This is a genomic window from Oleiagrimonas soli (assembly GCF_000761445.1).
Lineage (GTDB): Bacteria > Pseudomonadota > Gammaproteobacteria > Xanthomonadales > Rhodanobacteraceae > Oleiagrimonas > Oleiagrimonas soli.
Genome location: NZ_KN196471.1, coordinates 82,369 through 96,030, shown reverse-complemented (window position 1 = coordinate 96,030; position 13,662 = coordinate 82,369). Strand labels below are relative to the sequence as shown.

16 protein-coding genes are annotated in these 13,662 nt (G+C 68.5%); 7 read left to right on the top strand and 9 right to left on the bottom strand.

Annotated features, from left to right (window positions below; translation table 11 throughout):
* Positions 1–45 precede the first annotated feature (45 nt).
* Positions 46–966, top strand: a complete 921-nt coding sequence (gene hemC / locus LF63_RS14210) for a hydroxymethylbilane synthase (RefSeq protein WP_081945289.1) — start codon at positions 46–48, stop codon at positions 964–966.
* Positions 967–1,023: 57 nt separating this feature from the next.
* Here the strand turns inward: hemC and LF63_RS14205 are convergent, their stop codons facing one another.
* Both LF63_RS14205 and LF63_RS14200 read right to left on the bottom strand, forming a co-directional pair.
* A complete protein-coding gene (locus tag LF63_RS14205; RefSeq protein WP_043104194.1) occupies positions 1,024–1,842 on the bottom strand; it encodes a DUF481 domain-containing protein in 819 nt (272 codons plus the stop codon).
* Positions 1,843–1,964: 122 nt separating this feature from the next.
* Positions 1,965–3,734 carry an SLC13 family permease gene (locus LF63_RS14200; protein ID WP_043104193.1) on the bottom strand — a complete coding sequence of 590 codons (1,770 nt, stop codon included), beginning with the start codon at positions 3,732–3,734 and terminating at the stop codon, positions 1,965–1,967.
* Between the two features lie 289 nt (positions 3,735–4,023).
* Between LF63_RS14200 and LF63_RS14195 the strand changes: the two genes are divergently transcribed.
* The gene (locus LF63_RS14195) at positions 4,024–5,007 is read left to right on the top strand and encodes a helix-turn-helix transcriptional regulator (RefSeq protein ID WP_043104192.1); all 984 of its coding nucleotides are present in this window, start codon (positions 4,024–4,026) and stop codon (positions 5,005–5,007) included.
* Positions 5,008–5,026: 19 nt separating this feature from the next.
* A complete protein-coding gene (locus tag LF63_RS14190; protein WP_081945288.1) occupies positions 5,027–6,016 on the top strand; it encodes a patatin-like phospholipase family protein in 990 nt (329 codons plus the stop codon).
* A 27-nt stretch (positions 6,017–6,043) separates the two neighbouring features.
* On the opposite strand, the gene LF63_RS14185 is transcribed toward LF63_RS14190, so the two are convergent.
* The gene (locus tag LF63_RS14185) at positions 6,044–6,760 is read right to left on the bottom strand and encodes a glycosyltransferase family 2 protein (protein WP_043104190.1); all 717 of its coding nucleotides are present in this window, start codon (positions 6,758–6,760) and stop codon (positions 6,044–6,046) included.
* A gap of 156 nt (positions 6,761–6,916) precedes the next feature.
* On the opposite strand from LF63_RS14185, the gene LF63_RS14180 reads away from it, so the two are divergent.
* Genes LF63_RS14180 through LF63_RS14165 form a run of 4 tightly spaced genes read left to right on the top strand, consistent with a single transcriptional unit; the run spans position 6,917 to position 9,361 of the window.
* Entirely contained in the window at positions 6,917–7,228 is a 312-nt protein-coding gene (locus LF63_RS14180; protein WP_043104187.1) for a BufA1 family periplasmic bufferin-type metallophore, read from the top strand.
* A 3-nt stretch (positions 7,229–7,231) separates the two neighbouring features.
* Positions 7,232–8,098 (top strand): MNIO family bufferin maturase, encoded by an 867-nt coding sequence (gene bufB / locus LF63_RS14175; RefSeq protein ID WP_043104185.1) that lies wholly within the window; start codon positions 7,232–7,234, stop codon positions 8,096–8,098.
* A complete protein-coding gene (locus LF63_RS15360) occupies positions 8,073–8,876 on the top strand; it encodes an HvfC/BufC family peptide modification chaperone (RefSeq protein ID WP_052395304.1) in 804 nt (267 codons plus the stop codon). The genes bufB and LF63_RS15360 overlap by 26 nt, the downstream gene beginning before the upstream one ends.
* Positions 8,873–9,361 (top strand): DoxX family protein, encoded by a 489-nt coding sequence (locus tag LF63_RS14165; protein WP_043104183.1) that lies wholly within the window; start codon positions 8,873–8,875, stop codon positions 9,359–9,361. Before LF63_RS15360 ends, LF63_RS14165 begins: the two co-directional genes overlap by 4 nt.
* A gap of 89 nt (positions 9,362–9,450) precedes the next feature.
* Here the strand turns inward: LF63_RS14165 and LF63_RS14160 are convergent, their stop codons facing one another.
* From LF63_RS14160 to rsmG, 6 genes are all read right to left on the bottom strand, one after another.
* A complete protein-coding gene (locus LF63_RS14160) occupies positions 9,451–9,831 on the bottom strand; it encodes a VOC family protein (protein ID WP_043104181.1) in 381 nt (126 codons plus the stop codon).
* Between the two features lie 69 nt (positions 9,832–9,900).
* Positions 9,901–10,641, bottom strand: a complete 741-nt coding sequence (locus LF63_RS14155) for a DUF3379 family protein (protein WP_043104179.1) — start codon at positions 10,639–10,641, stop codon at positions 9,901–9,903.
* Positions 10,628–11,140 carry a sigma-70 family RNA polymerase sigma factor gene (locus LF63_RS14150; protein WP_235205382.1) on the bottom strand — a complete coding sequence of 171 codons (513 nt, stop codon included), beginning with the start codon at positions 11,138–11,140 and terminating at the stop codon, positions 10,628–10,630. The genes LF63_RS14155 and LF63_RS14150 overlap by 14 nt, the downstream gene beginning before the upstream one ends.
* Before the next feature lie 68 nt (positions 11,141–11,208).
* Entirely contained in the window at positions 11,209–12,084 is an 876-nt protein-coding gene (locus LF63_RS14145; protein ID WP_043104175.1) for a ParB/RepB/Spo0J family partition protein, read from the bottom strand.
* 13 nt (positions 12,085–12,097) lie between these two features.
* Entirely contained in the window at positions 12,098–12,889 is a 792-nt protein-coding gene (locus tag LF63_RS14140; protein ID WP_043104173.1) for a ParA family protein, read from the bottom strand.
* Positions 12,890–12,971: 82 nt separating this feature from the next.
* Complete coding sequence (gene rsmG, locus LF63_RS14135; RefSeq protein ID WP_043104170.1) at positions 12,972–13,607, bottom strand: 16S rRNA (guanine(527)-N(7))-methyltransferase RsmG; 636 nt, start codon at positions 13,605–13,607, stop codon at positions 12,972–12,974.
* Positions 13,608–13,662: the final 55 nt, after the last annotated feature.

Below are 13,662 nucleotides of genomic sequence, written 5' to 3'. Positions count from 1 at the left end.
GCGCGTTTGCGCCGCGCCTGCGCGGCGGCCCGCACCGGATTGCCGATGAACCTGCACACGCTCCGTATCGCCACCCGCAAGAGCGCGCTTGCCCTGTGGCAGGCCGAACACGTCGCTGCCCTGCTGCGCAAGGTGCATCCGCGGTTGAACGTCGAACTGGTGCCGATGAGCACCCGCGGCGATCAGGTGCTCGACCAGCCGCTGGCGCGCATTGGCGGCAAGGGCCTGTTCCTGAAAGAGCTGGAAGTGGCGATGCTGGAGCGGCGCGCGGACATCGCCGTGCATTCGCTCAAGGACATGCCGGCCACGCTGGAGCCCGGATTCGCGATCGGCGCGATCCTGCCGCGCGCGGATGCGGCCGATGCCTTCGTCAGCGCGCGGTTCGCGCGGCCCGGCGAGCTGCCCGAGGGCGCGCGCGTGGGCACGTCGTCGCTGCGCCGTGCCGCGCAGCTGCGTGCGCTGCGTCCGGACCTCGACATCCGCGATCTGCGCGGCAACGTCAACACGCGTCTGGCCAAGCTCGACGCCGGCGAATACGACGCCATCCTGCTGGCCTGCGCCGGCCTGGATCGTCTGGGTCTGGGCGATCGCATCCGTACCCGGCTGCAGGCGCCGGAGTGGCTGCCCGCGCCGGGGCAGGCGGCGATCGCGGTGGAACTGCGCGAGGGCGACATGCGCATCGCCGAGCTGCTGAAGCCATTGGACGATGCCGAGACGCGCATCGCGGTCAGCGCCGAGCGCGCCATGAACGCGGCGCTGGGCGGCAGTTGCACGGTGCCGGTCGGCGCCTGGTGCGTGGTCGGCGAGCGCGGCCTGACCCTGATGGGACTGGTCGGCGATGTCGCCAGCGGGCAGGTGATCCGCGCCCGCGCCGAGGCGGCGCTGGACGGCGCGGCGGCGCTGGGCCGGGAAGTGGCGCAGATGCTGCTCGACCGGGGCGCCGGGGCGTTCCTCGGACGCGACTGAACGATTTTTGCGACTGCCGGAGCGCGCGAGCCGCGCTCCGGCGCATGTCTCACGCGATCAGAAGTTGTAGACCACGTTGGTGGTGTACAGCTGATCCTTGTGCTTGGTGTCCGGCTCGACGTTGCTGTTGTAGCGCACCTGATAACCGAGCTTGATCGCCAGTTTCTCGGTCATGTTGACCGACAGGCCGGCGTCGTTCTGGTAGTAGCGGTTGCTGGAGCCCGCTTCGATCAGCAGCGTGTTCTCGAACTTGGTGTTGGCGGTGAGCTGGTATTTCCAGTTCACCAGGCCGCGCAGCACGCCTTCGTCCTTGATCGGCGAGGGCACCTTCATGCTCTGGTTGTTGACGGTGACGGTCTGATCGGCCGGGCGGTAGCGCTTGTAACCCGGGCCGGCTTCGAACGACAACTCGGTGCGCGAGTTCTTCAGCGCGATGTAGCCGTAGCCGACCGAAACCACGCCCTGCCACAGGTTCGAGCCGAAATCGTCATGCTCGTAGCGGCCCGCGGTCACCACGTAGCTGCGCGGACTGAACTTGTAGCCGACCGAGGCGCCGCCTTCGTAGCGATTGGCGGTGGTGGTGTACTGGGCGATGCTGTTGCCCTGCGTGTCGACCACGGTGACGTTGCCCTTGGAGCGCAGGCCGGTCAGGTAGAAGCTGTCCTTCCAGAGCTCGTTTTCCTTCTTGAAGCTGAGCTTGGCGTTGAGGTTCTCGGTGTGCGAGTTGCCGCGTGCGGCGGCGTAGCCGAGCTCGCCGCTGCCGGACCAGCCGCCACTGGTGGCGGAGGTGGAGGCGCTGGAGGGGTTGTCCTGCGCCATGGCGGTCAGCGGCAAGGCCAGGGACAGGGCGATCAACAGGCGTGAAACGTGATTCATGTCGTCCGTTCCGGGGGTTGGGAGATGGGGGATCGCCGCGCGGCGTGGGCGCGGCAGGTCAGCAGGCAGGGTACGTCATGGCCGTCGTGGTCGGCCAGTGAGGTCAGTCATGACCGTTCAGCTTACGGATGGAACGGCCAGAACAGCGGGATCAGCCACATCGACAGCGCGCAGAACACCCCGATCAACGGGATGCCCATCTTCATGAAATCGGTGAAGCGGTAGCCGCCGGCGTAGTAGACCATGGTGTTGGTCGGGTAGCCGACGGGCGTGGCGAACGAGGTGGCGGCGGCGAACGCGACCGCGACCACGAACGGCTGCGGGCTGACGCCGATGGCGTGCGCGACCGAGATGGCGATGCCCACCATCAGCACCACCGACGGGTTGTGGCCCATCAGTTCGGTCAGCAGCGCGGTCAGCAGATACACCATCAGCAGCGCGCCCAGCGGGCTGTGGTAGCCGACCAGGTTCATCGCGCCCTCGACCACGGTCTGCGACAGGCCGGTCTTCTCGATCGCCGTGCCCAGCGGCAGGATCGCGCCGAGCAGGACGATGATCTTCCAGTCCATGCCTTCGTACACGTCCTTGGTGCCGAAGCAGCCGGTCAGCGCCATCGCCGCCGCGCCGCTGACGGCGGCGATCGGGATCGGCAGCAGTTTCAGGCCCGAGGCCAGCACCACGGCGGCAAGGATGGCGACCGCGATGATCGCCTTGCGCGGGATCGGGCGCACGTTCTCGCGCTGGCTCAGCACGATCAGGTTCTCGTCGGCGCGCAGGCGCGGCATGGCGGCCTCGTCGACCAGCACCATCAGCACGTCGCCGACCGCCAGCGACACGTTGCTGAGCTTGTCGCGCAGGATGTGGCCGCGGCGATGGATCGCCAGCACGGTGGCGTCGTAGCGCCAGTTCAGCGCGGTCTCGCCCAGACGGTGGCCCTCGATGGGGCTGGCCGGCGCGATCATCACTTCGGCGACCACGCGCGGGGTCTCGTCGTTGCCACGCACGTAGCGTGCCTCGGGCGCGTTCTCCAGATTGGCGCGATTGCGGAAGGCTTCGATCTTGTCCCAGCTGCCGCGCACCAGCAGCACGTCGCCGACCTGCAGCTTCTGCGAGCGCGGCGACCACATGCGGCGTTCGCCGCGCAACAGTTCCAGCGGGTACACGCCGTGGTTCTCGCCCAGCACGGCATCGGCGATGGTCTGGTCCAGCAGCGAGGATTTCTCGGTCACGCGCAGCTCGGTGACGTACTTGCCGATTTCCTCGTTCTCCTGTTCCGGCAGATTGCTCTCGCGCGGCAGCATCCAGCGGCCGACCAGCATGATGTAGGTGATGCCGGCCACGGCCAGCAGCGCGCCCAGGCCAGTGAACTCGAACACGCTGAAGCCGGGCAGGCCGCCCTCGCGCGCCAGGCTGTCGGCGAGCAGGTTCGAGGAGGTGCCGATCAGGGTGCACACGCCGCCCATCTGCGCGGCGTAGGCCATCGGCATCAGCACGCGCGACGGCGAGGTGCGCGTCTGCGAGCACACGCGCAACGCCAATGGCAGGAAGGTGGCGACCAGCGCGATGTTCTTGATGAACGCGCCCAGCGGTGCCACCACCAGCATGATCGCCAAGGTCAGCAGCCAGGGTTTTCGGATGCGTGTCAGCAGCCGCGCCAGCGGTTCGAGCACACCGGAGCGTTCGATGCCCAGGCTCAGCGCGAACATGGCCGCGACCGTCACCGTGGCTTCGTTGCTGAAGCCCGCCAGCGCCTCGGCCGGGGTGACGATGCCGAGCACGGCCAGCGCCGCCAGCGCGATCAGCGCGACCACGTCGATGCGCACGCGCTCGCTGGCGAACAGCGCCATCGTCACCACGATGATGGCCACGGTGGCCCAGGCCTGCCAGCTCATGGGCGCCATTCCCGGTGCGGGGACGGCGAAGCGTCACCCGGCATGTGTGCGATGCGGACGTTCAAGCAGCGTCTCTCGGCTCGAAAGGTTCGTACCGCAACCATGCTAGCGGACTGTGCGGCGTTCGGCACCGGCGTGCAGCCGTGCCGGGGCATGGGCGGAAGATGAACGTTTATTTTCGCACAGTTCGGCGCGTGGGCGAGGGTGCTTCCGGCCCGCAGCCGGTTGTGGGAGCATGAAAGGCCCGGCGCGCCCGCGTCGGTTGTCACCTCCCGATGGGAACGCGCCCATGGATCGATACGAACGCATTCTCACGCTGCACCGGCTGCTGAAATCGGCCCGCTACCCGGTCACGCTGTCGCGGTTGATGGACGAACTGTCCTGCTCGCGCGCGACGCTGTACCGCGACGTCGCCTTCCTGCGCGACGCCCTGGGTGCGCCGGTGGAAAGCGCCGGCGGCGAACACGCCGCGTTCCGCTACGAGGCGGGCGAAGGCGACCGTTTCGAGCTGCCCGGCCTGTGGCTGACGTCCGACGAACTGTCGGCGCTGATGGCGCTGCAGGCGCTGGTGCAGCGCTCCGACCCAGGAGTGCTGTCCGGCGCGCTGGCGCCGATCACCTCGCGCATCGAACGCCTGCTGGCCGATCACGCCGGTGGCAAGAAGCTGCCCGTCGAGCGCATTCGCGTCATCAACTACGGTGCGCGCAAGCTCGATCAGCATGCCTTCCGCGTGGTCGCTGGCGCGGTGCTGGAACGTTGCCAGTTGCGCTTCCGCTACCGCGCGCGCACCACCGACGCCGACAGTCGTCGCCAGGTGTCGCCGCAGCGACTGACGCACTACCGCGACAACTGGTACCTGGACGCCTGGGACCACGATCGCGAGGCGCTGCGCAGCTTCGCCGTCGACCGCATCGTCGACGCGTATGCGCTGGACGAGCCGGTGCACGAAGTGGCCGAGTCCGAACTCAACGACACGCTGGCGTCCAGTTACGGCATCTTCGCCGGCACGCCCAAGGCCTGGGCCACGCTGCGCTTCTCCTCGCACGCGGCGCGCTGGGTCGCCGACGAGCACTGGCATTCGCAGCAGAAGGGCCAATGGCTTGCCGACGGCCGCTACGAATTGCAGCTGCCGTATTCCAACTCGCGCGAACTGCTGATGGACATGCTCAAGTACGGTCCCGATGCCGAGGTCGTGGCGCCGGCGCCGCTGCGCGAGGAGATGAAGATTTTGCTGCAGCTGGCGCAGGGCGTGTACCAGTCGCCGCCGCGCTGACGCACGGAGATCGCCGCGCATGAAAGACGCACCGATTTCGATGGCTGCCGTCGCCGACCGCCCGCTGCGCATCGCGCTGGCGCTGGGCGCGGGCGGCGCCAAGGGGCTGACCTACATCGGCGTGATCGAGGAACTGGAGCGCCGCGGCTTCGAGATCGTGGCCATCGCCGGCAGTTCGATGGGCGCGCTGATCGGCGGCATCTACGCCGCCGGCAAACTGGACGTGTACCGCGACTGGGTGTGCTCGCTGGCGCGCATCGACGTGCTGCGGCTGGTCGACTGGACGCTGTCCGGCGGCGGTCTCATCAAGGGCGAGCGCATCATCGAGACGCTGCGCAGCCTGATCGGCGAGATCGACATCGAGCAGTTGCCGATGACTTACACCGCCGTGGCCACCGACATCGACCGCCGCCGCGAGATCTGGCTGACGCAGGGACCGCTGTTCGACGCCATCCGCGCCTCCATCGCGATTCCCTCGATCTTTCGTCCGCATCACATCGACGGTCGCCGCCTGGTCGACGGCGGCCTGCTCAATCCGCTACCGGTGACGCCGCTGCTGGGCGCATCGTGGGACTACATGGTGGCGGTGGGCGTCAACGGGCCGATCGAGGCGCTGCCGGCCCAGACCGAACGGGCCGCGCACGAGGACGAACACGAGCATGCCGACAGCTACCGCAAGCGCATCGCCGATTTCGTCGGAAAACTGATGCCCAAGGGCGAGGAAAAGGAGCACGAACCGGGTGCGCTCGAATTGCTCAGCCAGTCGCTGGACGTGATGCAGGCCAATCTGGCGCAGCTGCGTCTGGCGGCCTACCAGCCGGATCTGTTGATCGAGATGCCGGCCAACGTGTCCACCGCCTACGAATTCCACCGTGCGCGCGAACTGATCGAGTTGGGGCGCACGCGCGCCGACCGCATTCTCGAAAACTGGACGCCGCATCACCTGCACGGCAGCCATGCGTCGGTGGACGACGCCGAGGCCGATCCGGACGAATCCGCCTCGGCTTAATGCGCAGCGTCGCGCCCGTGCGGGCGCTCAGTGCTCTTCGATGCCGGTGCGCCTGGAGCGCTTGATCAGCCAGGCCACGCCGCGCAGGTCGGCGATGCCGACGATGGCGCGGCCCAGGTTGGTGTACTTGGAGCTGCCGGCGTGGCGCGCGCGGTGGTTCACCGGCACCGATTTCACCTTCCAGCCGGCGCGCTGCATCAGTGCCGGCAGGTAGCGGTGCATGTGGTCGAAGTAGGGCAGGTCGAGGAACGCAGCGCGCTCGAACAGCTTGATGCCGCAACCGGTGTCCGGCGTGGCGTCGCGCAGCAGGCGGCTGCGCAGGGCGTTGGCGAAGCGCGAGCCCAGGCGCTTGCTGGCCGTGTCCTTGCGGTTCACGCGCCAGCCGGCGAACAGCTTCACGCTCGGCTCGGCGGCGTCGCGCTCGGCGATCAGCTTGGGAATGTCGGCCGGATCGTTCTGGCCGTCGCCGTCCAGCGTGGCGATCCAGGCGCCGCGCGCGGCCTTCACGCCGTTGCGCACGGCGGTGCTCTGGCCGCTCTGGCTCAGGTGATGCAGCACGCGCAGTTCCGGATGTTCGGCTTTCTGCGCGGCCAGCACGTCCCGGCTGTCGTCGCTGCTGCGGTCGTCGACGTAGATCACCTCGTAGTCGATCTTGCCGCGCAGGGCGGCGGCGACTTCGGCCAGCAGCGGAGGAATGTTGTCGCGCTCGTTGTAGACGGGCACGACCACGGACAGATCGGGCATGGGCTTGTTCCGCGAAGGGTTCGGCTGTGCATTATCGCGCAAGCACGCGCTCGGCGCAGGCCATTCGGCCGAGGCGTGTAATGAATCCGTAGGCGTCCGGGTCCCCTTGCATGCCGGCGCCGTGCCGGCGTCCGAAAAATCCAAGGGAGACGACCCATGCAAGCCAACACCATTCTGAAATCGACCCTGATGACGCTGCTGGCCGCCGGTGCCATCGGCACCGCCGCGAGCGCGCATGCGGGCGACAAGATGGGCCACGACAAGCTGGTCAAGTGCTACGGCGTCAACGCGGCCAACAAGAACGACTGCCAGTCGCCGGGCCATTCCTGTGCGGGTCAGGATTCCAAGGCGCGCGATCCGAACGCTTTCGTCGCGGTGCCGGCCGGGCTGTGCGAGAAGCTCGACGGCGGTTCGACCTCGCCGGGCGGCGCGATGATGAGCCACGACGGCATGATGAAGAAGAGCTGATTCATGCCGCTGTCGCACACCCCGTGCGTGCGCCCGATTCCGACGGCTGTCGGGATCGGGCTGCGCGCCCCGCATCACGATCACGTCATGGCGCGGCGGCCGGCGGTGCCGTTCTTCGAGTTGCACAGCGAGAACTTCTTCGCCGCCGGCGGGCCGAATCGCGAATTGCTCGATGCGTTGCGCGAGGACTATCCGTTGAGCCTGCACGGGGTGGGCCTGTCGCTGGGCGCGGCCGACGCGCTGGACGCCGAGCATCTGGCGCAGCTGCGTGCGCTGGTCGCGCAGGTCGAGCCGGGGCTGGTTTCCGAGCACGTGTGCTGGGGCGCGATCGACGGTCGGCACTACAACGACCTGCTGCCGCTGCCGTACACCGAGGAGGCGCTGGCGCTGATGACCCAGCGCGTGCAGCAGGTGCAGGAGACGCTGGGCCGGACGATCCTGGTCGAGAACGTCTCCAGCTACATCCATTTCACGCATTCGACACTGCGCGAATGGGAATTTCTCGCCGAGCTTTCCCGGCGCAGCGGCTGCGGGCTGTTGCTGGACGTCAACAACGTCTACGTCAACAGCGTGAACCACGGCTTCGATCCGCTCGATTTTCTCGACGGCATCCCCGGCGAGCGGGTCGGCGAGATGCACCTGGCCGGCTTCACCCGCAAGCAGGGTCTGGGCGGCGAGTTGCTGATCGATTCGCACAACCGTCGTGTCGACGACGCGGTGTGGGACCTGTACGCGGCTGCCGTGCAGCGCTTCGGTCCGAAACCGAGCCTGATCGAATGGGATCAGGATCTGCCCGATTTCGCGGTGCTCGAAGACGAGGCCCGCATCGCCACGGAGCATCTGCATGCACGCGCCGCCGTCCCTGCATGAGCTGCAGCGCGCCTTCGCCGCGAGCCTGATCGAGGGCGACGCGCCGACGCTGACGCCGTGGATCGCCGCACGCGGCATCGATCCGCAGGCGCGGCTGCGCATCTACCGCAACGCCGGTTACGCCATCCACGTCGAGGCGCTGGAGGCGGTGTTCCCGGCGCTGCGCGCGCTGATCGGCGAAGACAGCTTCGACGGTCTGGCCACGCGCTACACCGCGCGCCGCGGCAGCGACGGCGGCAACCTGCAGCATTTCGGCCGCGACTTCGCGGACTTCCTCGGCGCGCAGCCGGAACTGGCCGGGTACGCCTGGCTGAGCGACGTCGCGCGACTCGAATGGCTGCGTCAGGAAGCGTTGCTGGCGGCCGAACACCCCGCGCCCGATGCCGCAGCGCTGCTGCGCGCGTTCGACGAGGTGCCGGCCGAGGCGCTGCATCTGCCGCTGCAGCCGCATGTGCGCGTGCTGCAGGCCGCCGTGCCGGCGCTGGATCTGTGGACCTGGGCGCACGATCCGCAGGGCGACGCGCCCGACCCGCGGGGCGCCGCGCAATGCGTGCTGCTGTGGCGGCGCGCGACGCGAATCGTCATGCAGGCGATCCCGCGTGACGTCGGCCGTTTCCTGCAGATCCTGCGCGAGGGCCGCAGTCTGGCCGATGCGCTAGGTACGGAGGCCGATCCCGCACGACTTCCCGCGCTGCTGCAGCCCGTACTCGAACACGCCCTGCTTGCCGCGCCCACCGTCCACGCGACCGCTGCGGTCGCACCGGAGCCGCTGTCATGAATGCACGCATCCTGCCCCTGTGGGCGCGCACCACCGGCCTCCTCGAAGGCCTCGCGCCACTGGTCCTATTGCTGTTCCGCCTGTTCGTCGCCATCGCCTTCTGGCGCGCCGGCGTGGTCAAGATCGACGATCCGACCGGCACCCACTATCTGTTCTCCGAGGAATACCAGGTGCCGTTGTTGTCGGCCTCGGCCGCCGCCTTCCTCGGCACCTGGATCGAGCTGATCGTGCCGTGGTTCCTGGCGCTGGGCCTGGGTACGCGGCTGATGGCGGCGTTCCTGTTCGTCTACAACATCATCGCCGTGATCTCGTACCCGGCGCTGTGGCCGAAGGGTTTCTGGCACGGATTGATCGGCAGCGATTTCGCCGACCACAAGGCCTGGGGCCTGATGCTGCTGGCGTTGGTGGCGTGGGGTGCGGGGCGCTGGTCGCTGGACGCCCTGCTGGGGCGCGTGTTCAAGCCGCGGGTCGCGACCGACGCCTGACGCGCTTCATGCATGAAACATCCGAAGCCGGCGCGACATTTTCGCGCCGGCTTTTTTGCGCTCGCTCGTGCGCGTGTCCGAAGGCCGTCTCAGGCCATGGAGTGCAGCCCGAACAGGTTGCCTTCGGTGTCGACGATCAGCGAAATGAAGCCGTATGGACCGATGGACAACTTGCCGCGTTGCACCGTGCCGCCGGCGGCGGCCGCGCGGGATTCTTCGATCGCGCAGTCCTCGCAGGCGAAATACACCAGCGTGCTGTTGCCGCCGGCGGCGAAGCCGTCCATGTGGACCAGCGCGCCACCGGCGCCATAGCGTTCCATGTCGGAGGGGAATGCCTGCATATCGAGGCCAGAGGCGTTGGGGTCGCTCAACGGCTCGAAGGTGATGCCGAATACGGCCGCGTAGAACGTCTTCGCCCGCGCCATGTCGTCGACGTAGATCTCGAACCATCCCACCGGATTGCCGTGCATGATCGTGCCCTCCGCCTGCGTGAGGGCGAAGTCATAGCAGAGGCCATGTCAGCGCGGCGTTAGCCCGATTCAGGGCGCCAGCGGCGCGTGCTCGGCGTCCGCGCCCGGTCCCTGGATGGCCTTGCGCCAGTCGGCGGCGACGGCGTCGAAGGGTGCGCGCGTGCCGCGGTCGGTGAGCAGCACCAGCGAGCCGGTGCCCATCGGCATCTCGCGGCCGACCCAGCCGTGGCGGTCGAAGTCGCTGGTCTTCGCCACGCGCTTGTCGGGCATGTACAGCACCACCACCGGTTCGCCGTCGCGGCGGGTGACCAGATGCACGGCCGCGTATGTGCCGACCTCGCAGTCGTGCACGTAGGTGGTGCCGGCCGGTACCGGGCCGCGCAGGGCCAGGTTGCGGCCGGCGAATCCGGCGGCGACGGCCTGCGCGGTGAGCGGCTTGGTCAGGTTCAGCGCATCGATCTCCGGCGGCATGTGCGCCACGGCCAGCGCCGGCAGCGAATGCGCGTCGAGCTGCTGCCAGACCACGCCGCCGATGCCCAGCGCCACCAGCACCGAAGCGGCCAGCGACAGCGCGATGCGCCGGCCGCGCGAGATGCGCTGGCGACGGCCGGTGGTCTGCGCCAGCAGGATGCGGTCGACCAGGCCTTCGGGGACCGGTACGGTCAGCGCCTGCATCAGCTCGTTCTCGAACGCCTGCGCACGCTCCCAGGCGGCGGCGCAGGCGGCGCACTCGCGGCGGTGCGTGACGAAGGCCGGATCGTCGCTGTGCGGCGTGGCCGTCAGGATGCGGCGGAATTCAAGACAGTCCATGCGCGGCCTCCCGGTCGTCGTCGAGCAGCGCCTTCAGCTGCTGGCGGGCGCGGAATAGCTGCGTCATCACCGCACCGGGCTTCTCGCCCAGCTCGGCGGCGATTTCCTCGCAGCTGAAGCCGCCCAGGGTCTGCAGCAGCAGCGGTTCGCGGTATTTTTTCGGCAGTTTCCACATGGCTCGGCGGATTTCGGCGGTACGGCCCTGGCGCTCGGGATCGGCCCAGGCGGCGTTCTCGGGAACGTTGTCCTCCAGCTCGACCAGATCCAGGCGCTTGCGCTCGTACAGACGCGCGTGCTCGCGGCGCAGGATGGTCAGCAGCCACGGCTTGGCCGCGTCGGCGTCGCGCAGGCTGTCGATGTTCTTCCAGGCGCGCAGCATGGTTTCCTGCACCAGATCGTGGGCCAGGGCTTCCTGCCCGCACAGCCACCAGGCGAAACGGAACAGATCCGCGGCATGGGCGCGGGTCAGGGCTTCGAACTGATGCTGTCGAGCGTTCACATCTTCTAGGACCGGGTCAGACGGTTTCATCTTTCACCCTTGCCTCGAACGGATCGTCGCCGGCGCATTCAGCGCATCTTGCCGAGGATGCCGTCCAGTTCGTCCAGGCTGTGATAGTGGATGACCAGCTTGCCCTTGCCGCCGCGACCGTGCGCGAGCTGCACGCGGGTGGCGAACTTCTCGGCCAGCTCGTTTTCCAGCCGCTCGACGTCGGGATCGCGCGGCCCGGCCTTGGCGGGCTTGCCCGACTTGCCGTTGCTGGCCTGCGCACGGCGCACGGCTTCTTCCAGTTCGCGCACCGACCACCCCATGCGCGAGGCCTGGCGGGCCAGCGGCGTGGAAATGTCCGCGTCCAGGGTCAGCAGCGCGCGGGCGTGGCCCATTTCCAGCTTGCCCTCGTCGAGCAGGGTGCGGATGGCGTCGGGCAGGTCGAGCAGGCGCAGCAGGTTGGACACCGCCGCGCGCGAACGGCCGACGGCTTCGGCGGCCTGCTGATGGGTCAGGCTGAATTCGTCGATCAGGCGCTCCAGCGCCTGGGCTTCTTCCAGCGGAGTCAGTTCCTGGCGCTGGATGTTCTCGATCAGCGCCATCGCCAGCACCGACTGCTCGGGCACGTCGCGCACCAGCGCGGGCAGCTCGGACAGGCCGGCCTTCTGCGCGGCGCGCCAGCGGCGCTCGCCGGCGATCAGTTCGTACTTGTTGCGGCCGATGGCGCGTACCACGACGGGCTGGATCAGGCCCTGGGCGCGGATCGAGTCGGCCAGTTCGGTCAGCGCGTCCTCGTTCCAGTGCTGGCGCGGCTGGTACTTGCCGGGGCCGATGTGCTGGATCGGCAGCGTGCGCAGCTCGCCGTCGGTCTTGCCGTCTTTGCTCGCCGCCGAGGCGTCGTCGCCGCCGAGCAGGGCGTCGAGTCCGCGTCCGAGTCCACGTTTCTTGGCCGCCATCGGTACCCGTCTCCTAGTGTGTTGCGGAAGCCGCGTTCTGCGCGTTGCGCTCGCGGCGGATCATCTCGCCGGCCAGGCCCAGGTAGGCGATCGCGCCGCGCGAACCGCGGTCGTAGAGGTTGATCGGCTGGCCGTGACTGGGCGCTTCGGCCAGGCGCACGTTGCGCGGGATGATCGAGCGCAGCACCTTGTCGCCGAAATGCTTGGTCAGCTGCGCCGAGACTTCGTTGCCGAGGTTGTTGCGCACGTCGAACATGGTGCGCAGCAGGCCTTCGATCTCCAGCTTGGGATTGAGCCGCTGCTGCACCGCGCGCACGGTGTCGAGCAGGCTCGACAGGCCTTCCAGCGCGAAGTACTCGCACTGCACCGGGATCAGCAGGCCGTCGGCCGCGGTCAGCGCGTTGAGCGTGAGCAGGTGCAGCGACGGCGGGCAGTCGATGAGGATGGTGTGGTAGCGGTCGCCGAGCTTGGTCAGCTGCTCGGACAGGCGCGATTCGCGCGCCATCGCGTCCATCAGCTTGAGTTCGGCGGCGGTCAGGTCGCCGTTGCCGGGCAACAGGTCGAAGCCGCCTTCGGTGGTCAGGATGGCGTCCGCGATCGGCGCTTCCTCGAGCAGGACTTCGCAGCCGTTCGGCTTGACGTCGTCCTTGTCGATGCCCGAGGCCATCGTGGCGTTGCCCTGCGGATCGAGGTCGACCAGCAGCACCTTGCGCCGGGCCTCGGCCAGCGCCGAAGCCAGGTTCACGGCGGTGGTGGTCTTGCCGACACCACCCTTCTGATTGGCGATCGCGATGATGCGCGTCATGGTCCCCTCGCTGCGTCGACCGTCGCGTCCGTCGCCGCGCGCAGGGCGGCGTTCGGCACGGACAGGGAGTGGAAGCGTACCATCACGGCGCGCCGGTTCGCGTGAGCACCAGCAGGCGGCGTTCGGCATCCAGGCCGGGCACGGGCACCTCGTGTTCGCGTTCGAGCCGGAATCCGTCCGGCAACGCGGCCAATTCGTCGTCCGGACGGCGTCCCTTCATGGCCAGCCAGCGACCGTCGGCGGCGAGCAGGTGGCCGCCCCAGGTCAGCATGTCGGCGAGGCTGGCGAAGGCGCGCGCGGTGACGCAATCGAAAGTGCCCTCGACCTGCTCGACGCGGGCGTGGATCACCTCGACGTTGTCCAGACGCAGGCTACGCACCGCTTCGCGCTGGAAGCGGGATTTCTTGCCGTTGGTGTCGATCAGCGTGACCGCGCGCTGCGGTGCGACGATGGCCAGCACCAGGCCGGGCAGGCCGGCGCCGCTGCCGACATCGGCCAGCGTGGCGCCCTCGACGTAGGGCACGATGGACAGCGAATCGAGCAGATGGCGAGTCACCATCTCCAGAGGATCGCGCACCGCGGTGAGGTTGTAAGACGCGTTCCAGCGCGCCAGCAACGCCACGTAATCGATCAGTTGCGCGCGCACGTCGTCGGACAAGGTCTGGCCGAGCGCGGCGAGGCCCTGGTCGAGTCGGGTTTGCAGTGCGGCGCGGGACATGCGCGGTTCCGTGGGGTGGAACCGACAAGTATCCCTGCGACGAGGAACGGATGCC

Bases quoted from the DNA above. Each gene is read 5' to 3' on its own strand.
- bufB (WP_043104185.1), top strand. From the start codon at position 7,232: ATGCCGCTGTCGCACACCCCGTGCGTGCGCCCGATTCCGACGGCTGTC.
- LF63_RS15360 (WP_052395304.1), top strand. From the start codon at position 8,073: ATGCACGCGCCGCCGTCCCTGCATGAGCTGCAGCGCGCCTTCGCCGCG.
- LF63_RS14165 (WP_043104183.1), top strand. From the start codon at position 8,873: ATGAATGCACGCATCCTGCCCCTGTGGGCGCGCACCACCGGCCTCCTC.
- LF63_RS14190 (WP_081945288.1), top strand. From the start codon at position 5,027: ATGAAAGACGCACCGATTTCGATGGCTGCCGTCGCCGACCGCCCGCTG.
- LF63_RS14180 (WP_043104187.1), top strand. From the start codon at position 6,917: ATGCAAGCCAACACCATTCTGAAATCGACCCTGATGACGCTGCTGGCC.
- LF63_RS14155 (WP_043104179.1), bottom strand. From the start codon at position 10,641: ATGGACTGTCTTGAATTCCGCCGCATCCTGACGGCCACGCCGCACAGC.
- LF63_RS14140 (WP_043104173.1), bottom strand. From the start codon at position 12,889: ATGACGCGCATCATCGCGATCGCCAATCAGAAGGGTGGTGTCGGCAAG.
- LF63_RS14200 (WP_043104193.1), bottom strand. From the start codon at position 3,734: ATGAGCTGGCAGGCCTGGGCCACCGTGGCCATCATCGTGGTGACGATG.
- LF63_RS14185 (WP_043104190.1), bottom strand. From the start codon at position 6,760: ATGCCCGATCTGTCCGTGGTCGTGCCCGTCTACAACGAGCGCGACAAC.
- hemC (WP_081945289.1), top strand. From the start codon at position 46: ATGAACCTGCACACGCTCCGTATCGCCACCCGCAAGAGCGCGCTTGCC.
- LF63_RS14160 (WP_043104181.1), bottom strand. From the start codon at position 9,831: ATGCACGGCAATCCGGTGGGATGGTTCGAGATCTACGTCGACGACATG.
- LF63_RS14145 (WP_043104175.1), bottom strand. From the start codon at position 12,084: ATGGCGGCCAAGAAACGTGGACTCGGACGCGGACTCGACGCCCTGCTC.
- LF63_RS14205 (WP_043104194.1), bottom strand. From the start codon at position 1,842: ATGAATCACGTTTCACGCCTGTTGATCGCCCTGTCCCTGGCCTTGCCG.
- LF63_RS14195 (WP_043104192.1), top strand. From the start codon at position 4,024: ATGGATCGATACGAACGCATTCTCACGCTGCACCGGCTGCTGAAATCG.
- rsmG (WP_043104170.1), bottom strand. From the start codon at position 13,607: ATGTCCCGCGCCGCACTGCAAACCCGACTCGACCAGGGCCTCGCCGCG.